This window comes from Streptomyces sp. NPDC054770, assembly GCF_053611985.1.
The window spans coordinates 30,287-48,053 of the sequence record NZ_JBSHBL010000042.1 but is presented as its reverse complement, the minus strand read 5'-3'; the positions used below and the strand labels follow the sequence as shown (position 1 = coordinate 48,053).

Annotated in this window: 21 protein-coding genes and 1 pseudogene; 14 read left to right on the top strand and 8 right to left on the bottom strand. The window is 70.3% G+C overall.

The features are described 5' to 3' along the window. Positions 1-22: 22 nt before the first annotated feature. The 8 genes from ACWGKQ_RS31050 (at position 23) to ACWGKQ_RS31015 (ending at position 6,410) form a co-directional block, all read left to right on the top strand. Positions 23-409: a VOC family protein gene (locus ACWGKQ_RS31050; RefSeq protein WP_453295321.1), complete on the top strand. Its 387-nt coding sequence runs from the start codon at positions 23-25 to the stop codon at positions 407-409. 154 nt (positions 410-563) lie between these two features. Further along, a complete protein-coding gene (locus ACWGKQ_RS31045; RefSeq protein ID WP_453295320.1) occupies positions 564-725 on the top strand; it encodes a hypothetical protein in 162 nt (53 codons plus the stop codon). Next, positions 722-1,711, top strand: a complete 990-nt coding sequence (locus ACWGKQ_RS31040) for a TIGR03564 family F420-dependent LLM class oxidoreductase (protein WP_453295319.1) — start codon at positions 722-724, stop codon at positions 1,709-1,711. The genes ACWGKQ_RS31045 and ACWGKQ_RS31040 overlap by 4 nt, the downstream gene beginning before the upstream one ends. Positions 1,712-1,834: 123 nt before the next feature. Further along, positions 1,835-2,722, top strand: coding sequence for a patatin-like phospholipase family protein (locus ACWGKQ_RS31035; RefSeq protein WP_453295318.1), 888 nt, complete (start codon positions 1,835-1,837; stop codon positions 2,720-2,722). Positions 2,723-3,374: 652 nt separating this feature from the next. Next, entirely contained in the window at positions 3,375-3,503 is a 129-nt protein-coding gene (locus tag ACWGKQ_RS31030) for a hypothetical protein (protein ID WP_453295317.1), read from the top strand. Positions 3,504-3,649: 146 nt separating this feature from the next. Beyond that, positions 3,650-4,315 carry an SDR family oxidoreductase gene (locus ACWGKQ_RS31025; RefSeq protein WP_453295316.1) on the top strand — a complete coding sequence of 222 codons (666 nt, stop codon included), beginning with the start codon at positions 3,650-3,652 and terminating at the stop codon, positions 4,313-4,315. 17 nt (positions 4,316-4,332) lie between these two features. Then, positions 4,333-5,124 carry an SDR family NAD(P)-dependent oxidoreductase gene (locus ACWGKQ_RS31020; RefSeq protein WP_453295315.1) on the top strand — a complete coding sequence of 264 codons (792 nt, stop codon included), beginning with the start codon at positions 4,333-4,335 and terminating at the stop codon, positions 5,122-5,124. Between the two features lie 326 nt (positions 5,125-5,450). Then, positions 5,451-6,410, top strand: coding sequence for an NADP-dependent oxidoreductase (locus ACWGKQ_RS31015; protein ID WP_453295314.1), 960 nt, complete (start codon positions 5,451-5,453; stop codon positions 6,408-6,410). 144 nt (positions 6,411-6,554) lie between these two features. Here the strand turns inward: ACWGKQ_RS31015 and ACWGKQ_RS31010 are convergent, their stop codons facing one another. From ACWGKQ_RS31010 to ACWGKQ_RS30995, 4 genes are all read right to left on the bottom strand, one after another. Next, positions 6,555-6,713 (bottom strand): hypothetical protein, encoded by a 159-nt coding sequence (locus tag ACWGKQ_RS31010; RefSeq protein WP_453295313.1) that lies wholly within the window; start codon positions 6,711-6,713, stop codon positions 6,555-6,557. A 489-nt stretch (positions 6,714-7,202) separates the two neighbouring features. Continuing rightward, complete coding sequence (locus ACWGKQ_RS31005) at positions 7,203-7,700, bottom strand: hypothetical protein (RefSeq protein ID WP_453295312.1); 498 nt, start codon at positions 7,698-7,700, stop codon at positions 7,203-7,205. A 465-nt stretch (positions 7,701-8,165) separates the two neighbouring features. Next, positions 8,166-8,933, bottom strand: coding sequence for a dienelactone hydrolase family protein (locus ACWGKQ_RS31000; protein ID WP_453295311.1), 768 nt, complete (start codon positions 8,931-8,933; stop codon positions 8,166-8,168). 105 nt (positions 8,934-9,038) lie between these two features. Beyond that, entirely contained in the window at positions 9,039-9,401 is a 363-nt protein-coding gene (locus tag ACWGKQ_RS30995; RefSeq protein WP_453295310.1) for a hypothetical protein, read from the bottom strand. Between ACWGKQ_RS30995 and ACWGKQ_RS30990 the strand changes: the two are divergent. The 4 genes and pseudogenes from ACWGKQ_RS30990 to ACWGKQ_RS30975 all read left to right on the top strand — a co-directional run. Further along, positions 9,400-9,617, top strand: a pseudogene (locus tag ACWGKQ_RS30990) (transposase); the annotation flags it as partial. The gene ACWGKQ_RS30995 and the pseudogene ACWGKQ_RS30990 overlap by 2 nt on opposite strands. Positions 9,618-9,763: 146 nt before the next feature. Further along, the gene (locus ACWGKQ_RS30985; RefSeq protein WP_453295366.1) at positions 9,764-10,126 is read left to right on the top strand and encodes a MarR family winged helix-turn-helix transcriptional regulator; all 363 of its coding nucleotides are present in this window, start codon (positions 9,764-9,766) and stop codon (positions 10,124-10,126) included. Then, positions 10,123-11,556 (top strand): MFS transporter, encoded by a 1,434-nt coding sequence (locus tag ACWGKQ_RS30980; RefSeq protein ID WP_453295309.1) that lies wholly within the window; start codon positions 10,123-10,125, stop codon positions 11,554-11,556. Before ACWGKQ_RS30985 ends, ACWGKQ_RS30980 begins: the two co-directional genes overlap by 4 nt. Before the next feature lie 33 nt (positions 11,557-11,589). Beyond that, on the top strand, positions 11,590-11,883 hold the full coding sequence (locus tag ACWGKQ_RS30975) for a DUF1330 domain-containing protein (RefSeq protein WP_453295308.1): 294 nt from the start codon (positions 11,590-11,592) through the stop codon (positions 11,881-11,883). Between the two features lie 286 nt (positions 11,884-12,169). Here the strand turns inward: ACWGKQ_RS30975 and ACWGKQ_RS30970 are convergent, their stop codons facing one another. From ACWGKQ_RS30970 to ACWGKQ_RS30960, 3 genes are all read right to left on the bottom strand, one after another. Beyond that, entirely contained in the window at positions 12,170-12,970 is an 801-nt protein-coding gene (locus tag ACWGKQ_RS30970; RefSeq protein ID WP_453295307.1) for a Tn3 family transposase, read from the bottom strand. A gap of 244 nt (positions 12,971-13,214) precedes the next feature. After that, a complete protein-coding gene (locus tag ACWGKQ_RS30965) occupies positions 13,215-14,177 on the bottom strand; it encodes an aldo/keto reductase (protein ID WP_453295306.1) in 963 nt (320 codons plus the stop codon). 394 nt (positions 14,178-14,571) lie between these two features. Next, a complete protein-coding gene (locus tag ACWGKQ_RS30960; RefSeq protein WP_453295305.1) occupies positions 14,572-14,868 on the bottom strand; it encodes a hypothetical protein in 297 nt (98 codons plus the stop codon). A gap of 138 nt (positions 14,869-15,006) precedes the next feature. On the opposite strand from ACWGKQ_RS30960, the gene ACWGKQ_RS30955 reads away from it, so the two are divergent. Next, positions 15,007-15,804, top strand: a complete 798-nt coding sequence (locus ACWGKQ_RS30955; RefSeq protein WP_453295304.1) for a hypothetical protein — start codon at positions 15,007-15,009, stop codon at positions 15,802-15,804. Positions 15,805-15,825: 21 nt separating this feature from the next. On the opposite strand, the gene ACWGKQ_RS30950 is transcribed toward ACWGKQ_RS30955, so the two are convergent. Continuing rightward, positions 15,826-16,563, bottom strand: a complete 738-nt coding sequence (locus ACWGKQ_RS30950; protein ID WP_453295303.1) for an SDR family oxidoreductase — start codon at positions 16,561-16,563, stop codon at positions 15,826-15,828. 93 nt (positions 16,564-16,656) lie between these two features. Here ACWGKQ_RS30950 and ACWGKQ_RS30945 point away from each other — a divergent pair, with 93 nt between their 5' ends. Next, positions 16,657-17,520: a LysR family transcriptional regulator gene (locus tag ACWGKQ_RS30945; RefSeq protein ID WP_453295302.1), complete on the top strand. Its 864-nt coding sequence runs from the start codon at positions 16,657-16,659 to the stop codon at positions 17,518-17,520. Positions 17,521-17,767: the final 247 nt, after the last annotated feature.

The following is a 17,767-nucleotide window of genomic DNA, read 5'->3' as shown; positions in this document are numbered from 1 at the left end:
ATCCCGGCATAGCGTCGTTTCCATGAGCACTGAAACCACGCCCGCACCGCCGATCCGCTACGCGTCCGTCACGTTCGACTGCCCGGACCCCGCCGAGCTGGCTCGCTTCTACGGCGAGGTCCTCGGCCTGCCCGTGCGCTTCTCCAGCGACGACTTCATCATGCTCGGCAAGGAGGGCTCGACCGGACTGAGCTTCAACCGGTTGGCCGACTACCAGCGTCCCACCTGGCCGGACCCCGACCAGGAAAAGCAGGCCCATCTCGAACTGGGGGTCGACGACCTGGACGCCGCCCAGGCACGACTGCTCGCCCTCGGCGCTGTCGAGGCGGCTACTCAACCCAACCCTGATCTCTGGAGGGTCCTGCTGGACCCCGCCGGCCATCCGTTCTGCATCACCACCCTGGGCTGAGCAGGACCGGCCGACCAGTGACCTGCCCCCCGTGCCCGGTGGGAGTCGGTGAAGTCGCGGCAGCCCTGCCAGGGGGATAGCCGGGCGTCCGCACGGCGGGGTGCCTCGCCATGTCTACCAGGCCGTCGGACTCCGCGACGGCCAGGCCGTCCTCATGGCGAACTGGGCCATTTTGATTGCGGAACTGGAGAAAACCATGACTGCACAAAACGCTGAATCGAAGCGTGCATTGGCTTTGGGCGGCGCGCTTGACGCCGCCGCACGAATTTCCCACAAGCGGACGACGGTGGCTTCCGGGAATAGGGCGGTGATATGAGCATCGGTGTGGTCCTCGCCACCACCGCCACACCCTCCGGCAACTACGTCGACGCCGTCACACGCCGGGCCCGCGAGGCAGCGGAGGCCGGTCTGCGGTCGGTCTGGTTCGGCCAGCCGTTCGGCTACGACGCGGCCGCCCTCGCCGGGATCGTGGGTCGGGAGGTCCCGGGCGTCGAGGTCGGCACCTCCGCGATCCCGATCTTCGGCCGCCATCCACTTCTGGTGGCCGGTCAGGCGCAGACGGCCCAGGCCGCCACCCACGGTCGTTTCCACCTCGGGCTCGCGCTGGGCAGCAAGGCGTTCACCGAAACGGCCTTCGGTATCCCCTACGAGCGGCCGATCGCCCGGCTGCGTGAGTTCCTGACCGCGCTGCGCACCCTTCTGGAGACCGGTGGCGCCGACTTCCACGGCGAACTGCTCAGCACCGCGCCGACGCTGCCCGTCGGCCTGCCCGGGGCCGATCCGCGGGTGCCGCTCCTGATCGGCGCGATGGGGCCGCAGGCGCTGCGGGTCAGCGGGGAGGTGGCCGACGGCATCCTGCCCTACCTCGCCGGGCCCAGAGCCCTCAGCGAGCGGATCGTCCCGGCTGTGACCTCGGCCGCGGCCGAAGCCGGCCGTCCCGCGCCCCGCATCGTGGCCTTCGTGGCCGGCGCGCTGGCGTCGGACCCGGAGTCGGCACGGGCGGCCGCCGTTCGGCAGATGGCCTTCTACGACCGCATTCCGTCCTACCAACGGGTGATTGCCCTGGAAGGCGCGGAACGGGCCGCTGACCTGGCGGTTATCGGCGACGAGGACACCTTGGCCGCGGCGGTGCGCCGCTACTTCGACGCCGGCGCCACCGACGTGGTCTTCACCCAGACCGACATCGCGGGGGAGGCGGACCGCGAGCGCACCGTGCGGTTCCTGGGCACGCTCCGCCGGGACCGGCAACCTGCCGGGGCACCGCAGGCGGGATCTGCCGACGGCCAGGCTCTCGCCCAGTGACCAGGGCAATGCCCAGCGAGTCCGCACGTCTTCGGATGCCGTCCGCCGACCCGCCGGCGACACCGGATGACCTCGACACCCGACCACCGAACTGACCTCATGATCGTGAAACTGGAGAATGCCATGACGAAACAGAACGGCGAACCGACACGTGCGTTGGTCCTCGGCGGCGGCGGCCTGGTGGGCATCGCCTGGCAGACAGGTCTGCTCACGGGCCTGCGCGAGGCCGGGCTCGACCTGGCCGATGCCGACGTGATCCTCGGCACCTCGGCCGGTTCGGTGGTCGGGGCCATGACGGCCGCCCGCACCGACCCAGCGGCCGTGCAGGCCAGGATGGCCGCCGTGGCCGAAGTCGTGGGCGCCGAGCGGCTGGCCGCGGGCTTCCAGAAATTCATGACCGCCATCTGGCAGGTCGACCTGGAGAGCGCACCCCAGCAGGGGCTGCGCTCGATCGCCAAGGACGCCGAGGACGCGGACACGATCGACGAGCAGGCCTACCTGGGCCTGTACGAGGCGTTCGCCGGCCTGCCCTGGCCCAGCGCGTACCACTGCACCGCCATCGACGCCGAAACCGGCGAACTGGTGGTGTGGGGTCCCGAGTCCGGCGTCCCGTTGCGGAACGCGGTGGCCTCCAGCTGCGCCGTTCCGATGATCTACCCGAGCGTCACCATCAAGGGGCGCCGCTACATCGACGGCGGGCTCGCCAACCACCTCAACGCCGCCGCCGCCCCCCGGACTGACCGCATGATCGTCCTCTCGTCCGTCCCGGTGGGCGCCGAGGTGCCCGGCATGCCCGCCGCGATGGGCAAGAACGCCGACCGCGGACTCGCCGAGGTCGCCGCGGACAGGTGGCTCGCCACGGTCGAGCCGCTCGGCTCGGACGAGGGCAAGCCGGTCAACCCCATGGACCCGCAGGCGGCCGCCGGGGCCTACGCCCTTGGCCTGCGCCAGGCGGAGGCAGAACTCGAGCGCCTCACCGCCGTCTGGAGCGGCCGGCGCCCGCAGGACTGACACGGCCCAGCGGAATGCGGAGCACTCTGCCCCGTCGGCGGGTCCGCCTGTTCACCCGGGCCCGGGCAGCAGCCCACCTGGCCCGAGTGCAGGCCCGCGCGGTCACCGTGTGAGGCGGTCGCCAGGTGCTGGGCCTACCAGGGACGGCCTGTGCCTGACGGCCTGTGCCTGACGGCCTGGCCTGCCGTTCGCGCGCGTCGTCCGCGCACGCTCGCCTGGCCAGATCCCCTCCGCCCGCTGGGCACCCGATCGCACCGGGCGACGGCAAGGGTGTGCGCGGGGTGCTTCTCATCAGGGGCTCCGGTGCGGCCGCTGCGGACCGGGGAGCCGCGGCAGTCCGGGGGCATGACCAGTTTCGGCGGTCCAGCCGACGATCGCGATCAGACGGCCTCGCAGAGCTGCCGGGCTGTTGTCCGGCCACGGGTCGCTGACGTGGTCCCGGGCAGGGTGCGCCTGCGCCACAGCCGGGCCGCCACGTCGAGGGCCCGTTCCCGCAGCTCCGGTTCGCGTCCGCCGGGCGACACGCCGACGCACTTATCGGACTAAGTGGTCTATTTCACTCGTTTGACTGCTCGGGGTCTGCGGGGTTAGGTTTCAGACTGATCAGTCCATGGACCGATCGGTCCGTTCTTGGTTGCGCGGAGGAGGCCCAGTGAACCTGCAGGAGGCCACCGCAGCGGAGGTCGGCGGACCGCCGGCGCTCGCCCGCCGTGCGGTCTCCACCCCCGGCAGCCAGGTGGCGGGTGCTACCGGCCCGAGGCCGAGCGCACCACCGTCGTGAATGGCGGCGACCGACGGAAATTCCCCACGTACGGCCCGGTACGGACTCAGCGGAGAGTAGTGGGTTCCGGTTGCTGGGGGCCGTAGCTACCCACCCCGACTTCCCGCACCCGCCCAGGGGCGGGACCACGCCCCACGAGGAGCAGCATGCCCACCATCGCCGTTGTCGGAGCAGGTCCCGGCCTTGGCCTGTCGGTCGCCAAGGTCTTCGGGAGCCACGGATTCGACGTCGCCCTGATCTCCCGGAGCGAGACCAAGCTCGCCACCCTGGTCGCCGAGCTCGCCGACGCAGGCGTCACGGCGGCTGCCTTCCCCGCCGACACCTCCGACCGTGACCAGCTCACCGCGGCCCTGGAAGGTGCCGTAGCCCGGTTCGGGCGCATCGACGTCCTCGAATACTCCCCCTTCGCCAGCCTGGTGCAGAACGCACCGCAGGACGTGACCGTGGAGGACCTGCAGCAGCAGATCGACGAGATCCTCCTCGGAGCCGTCACCGCCACCCGGGCCGTGCTGCCGGGAATGCTGGAGGCCGAAGCAGGCACCCTGCTGTACACAGTCGGCGGCGGAGCGATCAACCCGCTCCCGTTCATGGCCGGCATGAACGTCGCCCAGGCCGCACTGCGGAACTGGGTCCACAACCTGCACAACACCCTCGGCGAGAAGGGCATCCAGGCCGCCACCGTGTCCATCAGCGTTGTGATCGCCGAGCAGTCACCGGAGGGCTACCCCCACCGCGCCGCCGACGACATCGCCACCACCTACTGGGACCTGCACACCCACCGCGACCAGATCGAGCACGCCATCAACCCCTGAGCGTTCCGGCGGACCGAGTGCTGGGCCGAACACCATTATCGAACCAAGGATCTGACATGAAACTGACCGGAAAGGTCGCCGTCGTCACCGGCGCATCGGCCGGCATCGGTGCCGGCATCGCCGAGGCCCTCGGTGCCGAGGGCGCCACCGTCATCGTGAACTACGCCACCAACAAGAGCGCCGCCGACACCGTTGTCGCGTCGATCGAAGAAGCCGGCGGCACGGCCACCGCCGTGCAGGCGGACATGAGCAACTCGGCTGACGTGGTACGCCTGTTCGGCGCGGTCAAGGCCGAGCACGGCAAGGTGGATGTGCTCGTCAACAACGCCGGCATCGCCGTGTTCGAAATGGTCGACGACCTCACCGAAGAGGCTTTCCACAAACAGTTCGACGTCAACGTGCTGGGCTATTTCCTGGCGATCCGGGAAGCGGTGAAGCTCTTCCCGGACGCCGGCGGCAGCATCGTCAATATCAGCTCGATCCTCAGCACCGACCCCTACCTGGCCTCCAGCGTCTACTCGGCGACGAAGGGCGCCGTGGACACGATGACCTTTGCGCTGGCCCGCGAACTCGGGCCGCGCAGGATCCGGGTGAACTCGATCCTGCCGGGCCACACCAACACACCCGGCACCGACGGCAACTTCGCCGGCGAACTCGGCGAGAGGCTGCTCGCCGGCACGCCGCTCGGCCGTTTCGGTGAACCCGACGACATCGCACCGGTCGCGGTCTTCCTGGCCTCGGACGACTCGCACTGGGTGACGGGTGAATCGCTTCGGGCCGCAGGTGGCGTTCGCGGCGTCGGATACTGAGCAACCAGGCCAGGCCCGCTCAACCGGTATACGGCACCCGCTCCATGTACTGGGCGCCGTATGCGGCCGGGTTTGTGTGTTCATGGGGACCGCGGGCCTTCCCCGGGGTGCCCTTGAGTGCCCGGGGAGCGCGAAACCCGGACATGCACGTCCCTCCAGCTCGGCGCGTGCGAATGCGGTGGACGTGGCGGTGCAGCTGCGCGCGCCGTGGTCGGCGGCCGGCGAGTAGCAGTTCGGCAGCGACCGGTTGGCGCCGGGCTGTCAGGCCGTGGCCGATGCGGAGCCGGCCGGTCGAAGTCCCGGACAAGAGAGTTCAGGAGTGTCAGATGCGTGCTGTGGGATTCACCGAGTTCGGCGGACCCGAGGTTCTGAAGGTACTGGAGCTGGACGAGCCGCACGCCGGGCCTGGTGAAGTTCGGTTGCAGGTAGGGGCGGCTGCGGTCAGCCCGACGGACGTACATACCCGCGCGGGTACGGCGCTTGCTGCGATGCGCCGGATCGACCCCGCTTTCGCCCTTCCCGAGCCGCCCTACGTGCTGGGCTGTGATGCCGCCGGCGTCGTCGACGAGATCGGTCCCGGCACCAGCACCGAACTCGAGATCGGCGACCGGGCCATAGCCGTACTCCACTCGATGTCGCTGCGCGGCGCCTATCAGGAGTATGTGGTCGTCCCCGCGGCCTCGGCGGTACCTGCCCCGCGCAACGTCGACGACGTGACGGCCTCCACCTTGCTCATGAACGGGCTTGCCGCCCGCAACGCGCTGGACCGGCTTGCACTGGCTGCCGGGAAAACGGTGGCCGTCACCGGCGCCGCAGGCACCGTCGGCGCGTATGCGGTGCAGTTGGCGAAGGCGGACGGGCTGCGGGTCGTGGCCGAGGCGTCCGAGGCCGACGAGACGCTGCTGCGTCAGCTGGGCGCGGATGTCGTCGTGCCACGCGGCTGCGAGGTGGCCCGGGCCATCCGTGACCAGGTGCCGCAGGGTGTCGATGGGCTCGTGGACTGCGCGGAGCAGGACGATGCGGTTCTGGGAGCGGTACGCGACGGGGGAGTGATCGCCAGCCTCCGCGGTCACCAAGGACCGGCCGAGCGAGGCATCAGCCGGGTTCCGGTGCTCTATCTCGACTACCTGACGGAGCACTCCGTCTTGGACCGACTGCGCCGACAGGTCGAGTCAGGGGTACTCAGGCTGCGCGTGGGCGGCACCTATCCGGCCGAGCACGCCGCCAGGGCGCATCACCGCATGGAGGCAGGTGGAGTCCGCGGACGCCTGGTACTGACCTTCTGAACCCGCTTGCACTTGAACGACCGGTCCGAAGGCGCGGCGGGTGACCAATGCGGCAGACCAGGGCCCCAACGGAGCTGAGCATGTCCGCGCCGGCGAAGGGAGACTCATCGCCCACGCAGTGAAAGGCCGCAGTGACAGCGGTGGTCATGCGGTCAGCTCCTCGGGGCGCAGAGGCACTTCGCCGTCCTTGTCGCGGACGTGGGCGGCGGCTTCGGCCGGCAGGACGGGGTCGAAGCGGTCCAGGACTTGCTGAATGCGGGTGGCGTAGGGGCCGAAGACGGCCATGAAGTGGGCGGCGGGCATCTGCTGCCACTGCCTGGAGAAGAACGCCTTCAGCCGGAGTGTGGTTCGGGTCGATGGTGGCCCGTGCGCTGCCTGTCCAGGTGCGCTTGTCGCGCATCGCGTGATGGGTGGTGCGGATCCGGGACCGGTGGATCTTCAGCGGTTGGCCCTCGGCGTCGACGATGCCGTGCCGCCGGGCCCATGACCGCCGGGAGACGCTGGTGACCTTCCGCGCGGCCAGGGCCGGGTTTCCCGGCCGGGCCAGCGGCTTCGGCGTGCGGCGCCACGAGCTCGGCGCCGGCGCCCCGCTGGCCGGGAGCTCACGCAGCCACCGGTTCACCACCGCCGCCGAACGCGGCGCGGCCGGACCGTCCTCGAAGCACAGGTCGTCGACGAGCACGGGCATCCCCTCGGGGATCAACGGCCGATGCTCGATGTCCCAGGACTCCCAGCCCCGGGACGAGAAGAAACTCAGGATCACGGGCGCCGACACCAGAAACACCACACGGCTCAGCGCAAAGCCCAAACTCCCAGGCCATCAGACCAGTTGATGTCAATCACCACACGAAAACTAAGCAGAGACAATGTGACGTAGCCGGTGAAGCGTCCAGCCGTCCAGGTCCTCGATGTCGGCGGGCGAGGCGAGGGGGTTTGCCGGCAGCCGGGTGTTCTCCTCGAAGATCTCCTCAGCGCGGCGGTGGGAGAGCCGGGCCCGGCCGGTCTCCGGCACACGTCGAGCGTGGGTGTTCCGGCCGGGGCCTTGCGGTCGGTGAGGATCAGCGGGTCGCGGGTACGGCGGGCGATGAGGCGGGGCAGGAGTTGGGCGGTGCCGGACTGCCGGTGGATCCACTCGGTCGCCCCGCCCTTGGCGGTGATCCTGCCGCGCTTGTCCTGCGGGTAGAGGTCTTCCACGTTGAGGCACAGCACCTCGATCCGGCCTTGGCGCTGCCACCAGCCGATCGCCTTGCGCGCGATGGACAGCTCCCGGTTGACGGTGTCGGCGTCCATCTCGTCCGCCCGCGCCGCCGCCGGCTCGGCCAAGACCTCCGGCAGCACCGGGTCGTCGATCGCGGCGACGGGCGAAGACGGGCGGTTTCGCGCCTCGGCGGGCGGGTCCGGTCGGCGGCGGTTCGCCGGCGAGCATCCATCCCCACGTCGCGAGGGAGATCCGGTAGATCCGCGCGGAGGACTTCGCGATGCCCGCGCCGGTGAGGTACCGCTCGACCGCCGCGGTGTACGACGACGGCGGGGCGGACAGAGGTACGACCCGAGCTCGCGGCAACCGAAGTGCGCCCCCGCTCCCCAGTTCGGTCACCGGTTCGATCGTCACGCCGTCACGCCGTCCCGCCGTCCCGCCCTTCCGGTACCGCCGCAGTAAATCCGGTATTTGCTGCGGTAGTTGTGAATACGTCTCAGCGATCGAGCAACCGCCCGAATGCGTTTCTGCTGTGCGGACTTGGGGGGAGTGGACTGTCAGTGCCCGGGGCCAGCATGCTTACCTGGGTCATGCCCCAGATCCTCCGTCACGGGCAGGCACTCGGCGAGCAGGTCGACGACGTCGCGCCAGGCTCGCTGCGCGTGCCGTGGGTGGTAGCCGACGCCGGGGACCACGGGGTGGCCGACCGGCGGGTGGTGGAAGGCGTGCAAGGCGCCGCCGTAGACCACGAGGCGCCAGTCGACGCCCGCGGCCTGCATCTCGGCGGTGAATGCTTCCCGTTGCGCGGGCGGCATGATCGGGTCTTCCGACCCGACCCCGGCCCACACCGGGCAGCGAATGCGTGCTGCCTCGCCCGGTCGGCCCGTGGTCAGTGCGTTGACTGTCCCGATCGCGCGCAGGCTGACGCCGCCGCGCCCGAGTTCCAGCCCGACGGCACCCCCCGTGCCATAGCCGACGGCGGCGATCCGGTCGGGGTCGGTCCGCGGTTCGGTGCGCAACACATCGAGCGCCGCATGGCCGATGCCTCGCATCCGCTCGGGATCAGCGAGCAGCGGCAGGCAACGGGCCAGCATCTCCTCGGGGTCGCCCAAATAGCGCCCGCCGTGGAGGTCGAAGGCCAGCGCTACATATCCCAGTTCGGCGAGCGCATCGGCCCGGCGGCGCTCGACGTCGCTGAGGCCCATGCCCTCTGGTCCGAGCAGCACCGCGGGCCGGCGGTCGACACCGGCCGGGAGCGCGAGGTGCCCGATCATCGTCAGACCGTCGGCCGGATACTCGACCGTACGCGTCGTAATCGTCGTCATGAGACTGGACGGTAGTGATCGTCGAGCCCGGTCCGGCCGCTGTTCTGCCGCTGGCAGAACAGCGCGGGTATCCCTCTGAAATACGGCGAGCGCCCACAAGAACCGTCACAAACCCTGCCCCCCACGGCAGCGCTGTCGGATCACCTGCCGGGCCACGGTGTTGGAGGCTGACCCTCGCAGCAGGATTCCGGGGTGTACCGGCCCGCTCCCGTGAAGGGCGTCACCGGCTGGTTCCCTCACGGCCCAGGCAGCCTGGCCGAGGCCGGCGGCGGTCAGGTCCTGCTCGCGCAGCGGGGTGAAGTCGACGTCGGGTTTCGGGTCGTACGCCTTGGGCTGGATGCCGAGTTCGTGGGTGCTGTACTCGCCGAACCGGTTGATGTGTTCGGTCGGGTACGGCGAGATGTGCGCCAGGTCTTCCGGGGCGGACTCTGTCGGGCGTTCTGCCCATGTCCCCCAGGAGCCTGACATGTCCCTCCAGCCCCGTCCCGGAGCCGAGATCCCGGCGCTGACCGTGCGGGTCGCCCGGGCCGGCAACCCCCACGGCACCGCTGCGATGTGTACCCCGGGCTCTCGCCCGCGCAGTCGGCCACCGTCTGCGTGCTGCAGTACGCGCTGAACCTGTCGGACCGTCAGGCCGCCGAGGCGGTGCGCTGCCGCATCGACTTCAAGTACGCCCTCGGCCTGGAGTCGACCATTTCCATAAACTATGAATATAAAATTGCTATGCTTCGACCATGAGTCGTCAAGACACCGCTCCTGGCGCGTCCGCCGCCATCGGGGCAGCCCTCTACGGCCTGGCCACCAGGGCCGCGAGACGCCTGCCCCGGGACATGAGCCTGACGTCCGCCGCCACCCTGGCCACCCTGGACCGGACCGGCCCGCGGCGCATCACCGATCTGGCCGCGGTCGAGGGCGTCACCCAGCCCGCGATGACCGCCCTGGTCCGGGTGATGGAGGAGTCCGGCCTGGTCGAGCGGCGGGGCGACGCGTCCGACAAGCGGGTCACGCTGGTGTGCCTGACCGAGGCCGGCGCCTCCTATGTCCGGACGCGGCACCAGGCGGGCGTCCACGCGTTCGAACGGTTGATCGGCGAGCTCACCGGCGACGAGGTCGAGGCGCTGGTGGCGGCCCTTCCGGCGCTGAAGCATCTGGCAGAGCTCGAAAGCCGGGACCGCGAAGGGCCGAAGCAGTGACCGGGCAGCCGGTCGGCGGGGGCACGGTGAAGGCGTTCCCGGTGGCGCGTTCCGAGGCGCGGCTGCTGGTCCCCGCCCTGATGTTCATCGCTCTGGTCGTGGCGGCGGTCGCCAGCCTCGGGACGCCGCTCATCACCAGCGTGGCGACCTCGTTCCACGTCTCGCTCGGCAGCGCGCAGTGGACGCTGACCGTCGCGCTGCTCAGCGGCGCCGTCGCCACGCCGGTCCTGGGCCGGCTCGGAGCCGGCCGGCACCGGCGGGCCACGATCCTCGCCACGCTGGCGGTCGTCGTCGCCGGCAGCGCGCTCACCGTGCTGCCGCTGCCGTTCGCGTGGCTGCTGGCCGGCAGGGCGGCCCAGGGCGTCGGGCTCGGGCTGACGGCGCTGATTATGGGCGTGGCCCGGGACCACCTCCCCGAGGAGCGCAGCGCGGCCGTGATCGCCCTGATCTCGGTGGTCTCGATCATCGGGGCCGGCGTAGGCTACCCGCTGGCCGCGCTGCTCGCCGAGCTCGGCGGGGTACGGGCCGCCTACGGCCTCGGCCTGGTCGTCACCGCCGCCGCCCTCCTGACCGCGTGGCGCTCCATGCCCGAAGCCCCCGAAGGCCGCTCCGCCCACGTGGACGTGGCAGGCGCGGTCGTCCTGGCCGCCGCGCTGCTCCTGGTGCTGTTCCTCGCCGGCGAACGGAATCTGTGGAGCCGGCACCTCGCCGTGGCGGCGGGCCTCGCCGTCGTCGCGGTGGTGCTGCTCTGCGTCTGGGCCGTCATCGAGCTGCGCAGCACGACGCCCCTGGTCGATGTGCGGGCGGTGCGGCACCCGGCGGTCGCCGGGGCGAACCTCGCCATGTTCGTCGGCGGGATCGGCATGTACCTCCTGCTCACGCTCATCACCCGGTACGCGCAGACGCCGCACGGCGCCGGCTACGGCTTCGGGCTGACGACCTTCGTCGCCGGGCTGGTCCTCATCCCGTTCTCGGTGCTGGGGTTCGTCGCCGGCAAGCTCACGCCGCGGGTCCGGACGCGGATCGCCGACCCCCTGCTCCTGGCCGGCAGCGCCGTCGTGGTCGGCGGCGGGTTCGCCCTGTTCGCGACGGCCCGGTCGGACCTGGCCGAACTGTTCGCGGCGATGGGCGTGCTCGGCTTCGGCGTCGGCGGCTTCTCGGCCGCGATGCCCGGCGTCATCCTGGCCGTCACCCCCAGGAGCGAGACGTCGAGCGCCATGAGCTTCAACTACGTCGTCCGCAGCGTCGGGTACTCCCTGGGCAGCGCCATCGGCGGCCTGATCCTCGCCGCGGGCACCGGCCCCGGCCGCCTCTTCCCCGACGACAACGCCTACACCACCGCGGCGCTGGTCGGCATCGGCGCCATGGCGATCACGACGCTGACCAGCCTCGCTCTCGCCCGCCGACGCTCGTCCGCGACCAACCCGTAAGTCAGATGCACTCATACCGACACCGGAGGTTCCATGCCCAAGGGCTACTGGGTCAGCGTCTACCGCACCATTTCAGACCCTGAGAAGCTGGCTGCTTACAACAAGCTGGCCGCTGCGGCCGTCAAAGCCGGGGGCGGCCGGGTCCTCGTCCGTGGCGGTCGGGTCGTGGCGCATGACGCCGGAATCGCTGAGCGCACCATCCTGATCGAGTTCGACAGCTTCGAGCAGGCCGTTGCGGCGCGCGAGAGTGCGGCCTACCAGGAGGCGCTGGTCGCCCTCTCCGACGGCGTCGAGCGCGACTTCCGCATCGTCGAAGGCATCGACTGACCGAGGTCCGGTCGGATCTTCACTGAAGCAGCAGGATTCCGGGGTGTACCGGCCCGCTCCCGTGAAGGGCGTCACCGGCTGGTTCCCTCACGGCGCAGGCAGCCTGGCCGAGGCCGGCGGCGGTCAGGTCCTGCTCGCGCAGCGGGGTGAAGTCGACGTCGGGTTTCGGGTCGTACGCCTCGGGCTGGATGCCGAGTTCGTGGGTGCTGTACTCACCGAACCGGTTGATGTGTTCGGTCGGGTACGGCGAGATGTGCGCCAGGTCTTCCGGGTCGATCTCCCATCCCTATTCCAGCAGCCGGCGGACGATCCCCGCGATGTCCAGGGCATTGTGGAAGATCACCGCGTTCGTGAGCAGGGCGTTGAACTTCATCGCCTTTTCCTGCTCGACGGGGTCGTTGTCGGCAATGACACCGCCGGTGCGGATCACCCGGCCGACCTCGCGGAAGGCGGCGTAGGTGGCGTTCTTCCTCGACCCCGAGCGCAGGCGCTTGAGCAGTGTGGAGGAGGAGATGGTGCCCTCGCGTACGGAGACGGCCACCCGCATCAGGTGACGGAACTGGGACTGAAGCAGGTGCCGGCGATCGGCGACTTCGAGAGCATCCGGGGCGGCTTCCTTGACCGCCCTGGTGTAGGCGGTGGCCCGGTCACGACAGATGATCTCCGCACCCGGATGCTCCGTCAGCCAGGTCGCGAACGTCTCCGCGGTGCGGTCCGGCAGCACGTCCACGACCCGGCTGGCCTCGACGTCGACCAGGACGGTGCCGTGGGTGCAGCCCTTGCGGAAGGCGAACTCGTCGACCCCCAGTACGTGCGGAGACCGTTTTGGAACCGGCGGCCGTTCCAGGTGCCCGAGGAGCCGGGTCCGCCCGGCGGCCGGCTGTGACCGGCGGCACAGCCGGTCGCCCGCACGGCCGCCGAGTTCAACCGCGATGGACCGTAGCCAGCTCTTCAGGGAGGTGCTCGCCCGGCGATACCGCTCGGTCAGGCCCTGGAACTGCTCTGCGAACGTCCGGCGCCTGCAGGACTTCCGGTCGCAGAAGAACCGCCGGACCCGCAGCCGGATCGTGACCAGCCGGGCACCCAACGGCCGCTCGGCCAGGCAGCGTTGGTACGTGCTGTGCGCGCGTCGCCCGGCGCTGACGGTCCGGACACCGGCCTGTCGGGCCTATGGACACTGCCTCCACCACCAGCCCGCCCGGGGCCACGCTCGTCCGCTCCACCCGCACATCGATTCCGGAGAACAGCACATCCTCGACCAGGGTGAGTTCCTGCGGGGTCCGTGCCTGATGCCGGCGCTCATCCGGGGGGATCTCTGATCCGTCGCGGCGTCAGACCCAGTCGGGCAGCATGGCCTCGGGGTACCTGGCGCCGAATCCGCCGGCGGGCAGGATGTCGCGAATGGCCGCCAGGTCGGTGTCGGTGAGAGTGAGATCGGCGGCTGCGATGTTCTCCTCGACCCGCTCGATACTGCGGGTGCCGGGGATCGGCACTATCTGCTCACCTTGGGCGAGCAGCCAGGCCAGGGCCAGTTGGGCGACTGTGGCGCCCTTGGCGGCGGCAAGGTCGCCGAGCCGGCGAACGGCGTCCAGGTTCTTCTCGAAGTTGCCCGGCTGCCAGCGCGCGTCGAAGCTGCGCATGTCGGTCTCGTCGTACTCGGCGGCGGGCTTGGCGGTGCCTGTGAGGAAGCCGCGGCCCAGAGGCGAGTAGGGGACGAAGCCGATGCCGAGTTCGTCCAGGGTCGGGAACAGTCCCTCGACGTCGCGTTCGAACAGGGAGTACTCCGTCTGCAGCACGGAAACCGGCTGCACCGCGTGGGCCTTGCGGATGGTCTCGGGCCCGGCCTCGGACAGCCCGAAGTACCTGACCTTGCCGGCGTCGATGAGCTCCTTGATCGTCCCGGCGACGTCTTCGATCGGCACGTTCGGATCGACGCGGTGCTGGTAGAAGACGTCGATGGTCTCGATGCCGAGGTGGCGCAGGCTGTTGTCGGCCACCTCACGAATGTGCTCCGGTCGACTGTCCAGGCTGAAGGAGGGAGTGAACCCGAACTTGGTCGCGATGACCACCTCGTCACGGAAGCCCGCGACAGCCTTGCCGACGAGCTTCTCGTTCTCGCCCCAGCCGTAGCCTTCGGCGGTGTCGAAGAAGGTGACGCCGAGATCATGGGCGCGGCGGATGGTGGTGACCCCGTCCCGGTCGCCGCTGGGGCCGTAGGCCACGTCGAAACCCATGGCGCCGTATCCGATGGCCGAGACGGTCAAACCCTGTCGGCCGAGTGTCCTGCGCTGCACGAGATGCTCCCTTGAATCAAACCGAACCATTCGGTTTCACTTTGCGCGGCTGTCAGATCCCGACTGCGCGACTGCCGGCTCCCGATGCCGCAGGTGCGGCCTGCGGCCCGGATCGACTCACCCGCCACCCATCGCGAGTCGTCCGATGCTGGGAATACCTGACCGGCGCGATGTCCTCGGGTTCGCCGAACCGGCCCAGCGCCGGACCGGGCGAGCAGCTTCTCAACGAGCTCGCCGACAAGGTTCCGGCCGGCTGTCCGCACGTTCATGAGGCCCGGCAAGATCTAGTTGCCCGGGATCGGATGACAGACCGATCGGTCCAAACCGTAGTGCGGCGGCTGCGCGACGTCAACCGCATGGATGGACCGATCGGTCTGTCGGCATCAGGTCTGCATCAGGTCTTGTGTCGCCCCCCGGGCGTGACCTGGAAGTCCGGGAACGCCTCTGCTGGGCCCTGCCGTGCCGCGAGTCCCCACCGAGGGGCCTCGTAGTCAGTGAACGGTTGTTGGCTGACGTCCTCTGTCGGCTCGGCACCGTCGGGCTCGGTGAGCGGCGGGAACCGTACGGTCGCGAAGATGTGAGCCGAGTACTGCGTCACATCGGTCAGCGACAGTTCCACGGAAAGGTGCAGTTCCGGCAGCAGCATCGTGGGAGCCAATGGCGTTCCCGGCGTTTCGGCTTCCGAACGCACACTCCGCTCGTGGCTCGGTTTCCTATCCCTGTCAGGGTGTGGTCGGGTTGCTGGCGTTGGCCTGGTCGGATACGGCGAGCGTCGCCGGGTGCCGGGGCTGCGTCGGGAGGAACCGGCACAGCCGGCGCGCCGGAGAACGTGGCTCTCGGCCCGGACGGCACCGCCTACGTCACGTTCTCGGTCGCGCGGCAGGTGGCCGCAGTGTCCCCGGGCGGCGCCGTGCGGAGTCTTGCCACGATGCCGGCACCGGCCGATGGCGGCGCCGACACGCCGGTGGTGAAGTCGGCGATCACCTGCGGCATCGTGCGCACCGGCGACGGAACGCTGTACTTCCTCTACGCCGGCGGCGATGCGGACTCCACCGGCCTGTACCGGCTGCGTCCCGGCGGGGCTCCGGAACGCATCGCCGCGCTGCCGGCCTCCGGACTGCCGAACGGCCTGGCATTGGACGAACGGACCGGGACGTCCTACGCCGCCGACTCCGTGCTCGGTACGGTCTGGGCGATACCGATGAGCGGTGGCCGAGCGCAGGTGTGGTCCTCGGCGCCGGAGCTCGCATCGACCGGGTTCCTCGGCGCGAACGGCATCAAGGTGCACGGCGGTGACGTCTGGGCCAGCAACACGGACAAGGGGACGTTGCTCCGTATTCCCTTGCGCCATGCCAGGCCGGGACCCGTCCAGGTGCGGGTCGACGGGCTCGGGGGCATCGACGACTTCGCGTTCACCGGCGGCGGCGACGTGATCGCGGCGCTCGACTTGCAGAGCACCGTCGTGCGCATCGGCCGCCACGGGCACGTCATGCCCTTCCTGGACAGTGCGGACGGCGTGCGGAACCCCACGTCGGCGGTCGTCCGCGGCCGTACCGTCTACGTACTGAACTCCGCGTTCTCCGGCACCGATCCCAACCTGGTGCTCGCCACTCTGCTGCACCGCTGAACGCTTACGACGGGTTCGAAGTCACCATGGGATGACGCCGTCGTCCTCGAAGAACGAACCCGTGGGACCGTCGTCGGGCAGCGTGGCGAGCCGGATCGGGGTGGCCGCACCCTGCTCGGGAGTGCGGGGTCCGTGGAAGTTCGTGAAGTCGCTCGCGACCAGGCCCGGGCAGGCGACGTTGATCAGGATGTTCGTTCCGGCGAACTGGCGGGCGTACTGGACGGTGACAGCGTTGAGGAAGGACTTCGACGGTGCGTAGGCCGCCATGACGGGGCCGATCTCGATGTCCGGGTCCGACTGCCGGGCCAGCGAGGCGACGGCACTGGAGACGTTGACGATGCGTGGCGACGTCGAACGCCGCAGCAGCGGCAGCATCGCGTTGGTCACCCGGATGACCCCCATGACGTTGGTCTCCACGACCGTGCGGACCACATCGAGGTCGAGCGTGGTCGGGTCCTGCACCCACCCCGGCCCCGTCTCTCCCGAGACGCCGGCGTTGTTGACCAGGACGTCCAGGTGCCCGGCCTGCCGTTCGACCAGTGCCGCGGCACCGGTGACGCTGTGGTCGTCGGTCACGTCCAGGGGCACCCCGAACGCGTCGGCCCCGGCGGAGCGCAGCTTGTCCACGGCGGACTCACGCCGGGCCCCGTCGCGGGCTCCCACACCCACGCGGTACCCGAGGGCACCCAGCCCGGCCGCGATCTCGTATCCGATTCCCTTGTTCGCGCCGGTCACCAGCGCGATCTTCGTCTCGCTCATGCCACCGATGCTCGCGCGCCGGCTGACGGCGCATCCAACACCGATACGGTGCACTGTCATACCCGGCAGGTATCACCGACGTACGCTGAGGCCATGGACACCTTGGAGACCCGCGAGCTGAGGTACTTCCTGGCCGTCGCCGAGGAACTGCACTTCGGCCGCGCCGCCGAGCGCCTCGGCATGGCCCAGCCACCCCTGTCCCGGGCGATCCAGCAGCTGGAGCGGCGCCTCGGCGTCTCCCTGCTGAAACGCAACCGCCGCGGCGTCCGGTTGACCGGCGCCGGAGAGGTGCTGCTGCACGAGGGCCGCGCAGCCCTCGACGCGACCACCGCCGCCGCTCGCCGCACCCGTCGCGCCGGTGGCGCCGACACTCCGGGCGGCCCCCGCGACCGCCTGGTGCTGGCGGTCAAGGCCGGCGCCTCTCACGAACTGCTGCACAAGCTCCTCGACGCCTACGCGGCCGAGCCGGACGCCGCCGAGATCGAGGTGCTGCCGAGCGGCATGTGCGAGCAGGAAGGGATGCTGCGCGACGGCCGCGCCGATGTGGCGCTCATGCACACGCCGTTCAACTCCCTTGCCGGGTTCGACAGCGAAGAATTGATGGCCGAGGGGCAGGTCGCCATCCTGCCCGCCGGGCACCCTCTCGCCGCGCACCGGACTCTGACCCTGGCCGATATCAGGGACGTCCCCGGCCTTCCGCTCGCCCGCTGGCCCCGCCACGGCACCTACCCACCCGGCCTGGGCCCCGCGATCCACGACCAGACGCAACTGGCCCAACTGATCGCTCTGGGACGCACGATGGCCGTCTTCCCCGACTCCGCCCGCGCCTGGCTGTGGGCCGATCACACCGCCGTCCCCGTGACCGACGCCCCGCCCGTCGTCACCCACATCGCCTGGCCCGCGCACAGCCGCTCCCTCGCCCTCGCCGGGCTGATCCGTACGGCCGGCCAGCTGTGACTCTCTCTCGACTTCTGTCGCCGACATCCTCCTGACGCCTCCCGCCACGGGTATCGCCTCCCCGTGTCCCCTTGCCGTCCCGACCCGGGCACTCAGCCGTCTCGAAGCCTCAGCAGAGGGCCCTCTCGACCGGACTCCTTCGCGATGGACCGATCGGTCTGTTAAGGTGATGGTGCAGGGTGTTTCGCGGTCCGCTTCGCCCTTCAGGTTGGCGAGGTCACCCAGGCGGCCTCTGCGGCGGCGAATC